Source organism: Leclercia sp. LTM14, from assembly GCF_023736175.1.
Taxonomy (GTDB): Bacteria; Pseudomonadota; Gammaproteobacteria; order Enterobacterales; family Enterobacteriaceae; genus Enterobacter; species Enterobacter barmai.
Genome location: NZ_JAIKTT010000021.1, coordinates 1 through 1404, shown reverse-complemented (window position 1 = coordinate 1404; position 1404 = coordinate 1). Strand labels below are relative to the sequence as shown.

The following is a 1404-nucleotide window of genomic DNA, read 5'->3' as shown; positions in this document are numbered from 1 at the left end:
TGCACTGAACCCCAGATCCTGGACACCAGATTCCGGAATCTGGAGGTCCAGAACGATGAAACATCCTTTTCATATCAGACTTGCGGCTGTACAGCATTACATGGCCGGAAAGTCGGGCATTAAAGAAACAGCCCGCCTGTTCAGTGTCGGCAAATCACCGCTGACCCGCTGGCTACGGGCTTACCGTCGTCAGGGTAACGCCGGGCTGGAGGACCGTCCTGCGCGGACCTATACTGCAGAATTCAGGCTCCGCGTTGTCCGTTACGTCGCAAAAAGCAGGTGCAGCTATGCGGAGGCTTCATCGCGCTTCGCCATCCCCAATGAATCCCTTATTCTCAACTGGATGAGGCGTTACCGGAGGGGAGGTGCAAAGGCGCTTCACACTGCCAGACCCGGACCTGCTATGTCACAGAAAAAGTACGTTCCCGGCGCCAAGCCATTCAGTGAAATGACGCCCAAAGAACTGCAGAGGGAGCTGGAATATCTGCGTGCGGAAAATGCTTATTTAAAAAAGCTGAAAGCCCTGAGGGAAGAAAATGCACTCAGGGAGCAGCAGAAAAAACCAGAATAGTGCAGTCGTTACTGACGGCACACAGGCTGCCCTGCCTGCTGTATGCCGCGCGGTTGTCACGCAGTACCTATTATTATCATGTCTCGCACCCTGAGCACGGGACTGAGCGTTATGCGGATGCAGTCAGTGCAATGAAGGCCATCAGCCAGCGGCATGCGCAGCGTTATGGCTACCGGAGAATGACGAGGGCACTGCGGGATGAGGGCTTCGAGCTTAATCACAAAACAGTGCGCAGGCTGATGAAGGAGCATGGACTCACCTGTCAGCTACGCCGGAAAAGATATCGCTCATATATGCCTGATACGGGACTGGCATCCGCCAATCTGCTGGCCCGGGACTTCAGCGCTGAACGAAGCGGGATCAAGTGGTGTACGGATGTGACGGAGTTCCGGGCCGGGGGACAGAAACTTTACCTGTCAGCCCTGCAGGATCTGTTCAATAACGAAATCGTGGCCTGGAATATGTCGACCAGCCCGTCACAGCCTCTGGTCTGCAGGATGCTGCATAAGGCCCTGAAAGCGCACAGACATAGTGAAGGCCTGGTCTTACACAGCGATCAGGGCTGGGCTTACAGGACGCCGGCATGGCGGTTAATGCTGGAAAAAGCAGGGATAGTCCAGAGTATGTCGCGAAAGGGAAACTGCCTGGATAATGCAGTGATGGAAAACTTCTTTAGTCATCTGAAAGTAGAGATGTACTACCGCAAGAGGTATGGTTGCGTGAAAGAGCTGGAGCGGGATATCAAGGCTTATATCCGTTACTTCAACACTGAACGAATCAGCCTGAAAACTGGCGGCCTGAGCCCGGTGGCGTACCGGACTCAGGCAGAAAAA

General features: G+C 54.2%; 1 protein-coding gene. It reads left to right on the top strand.

Annotated features, from left to right (window positions below; all coding sequences use genetic code 11):
• Positions 1-55: 55 nt before the first annotated feature.
• Positions 56-1404, top strand: a protein-coding gene (locus tag K5I40_RS23730) for an IS3 family transposase (protein ID WP_223075814.1) whose coding sequence is annotated in 2 segments (ribosomal slippage) — positions 56-506 and positions 506-1404 — 1350 coding nt annotated over the 2 segments. Because the reading frame shifts where the segments join, the coding sequence is not laid out codon by codon here. This gene is flagged as partial in the annotation.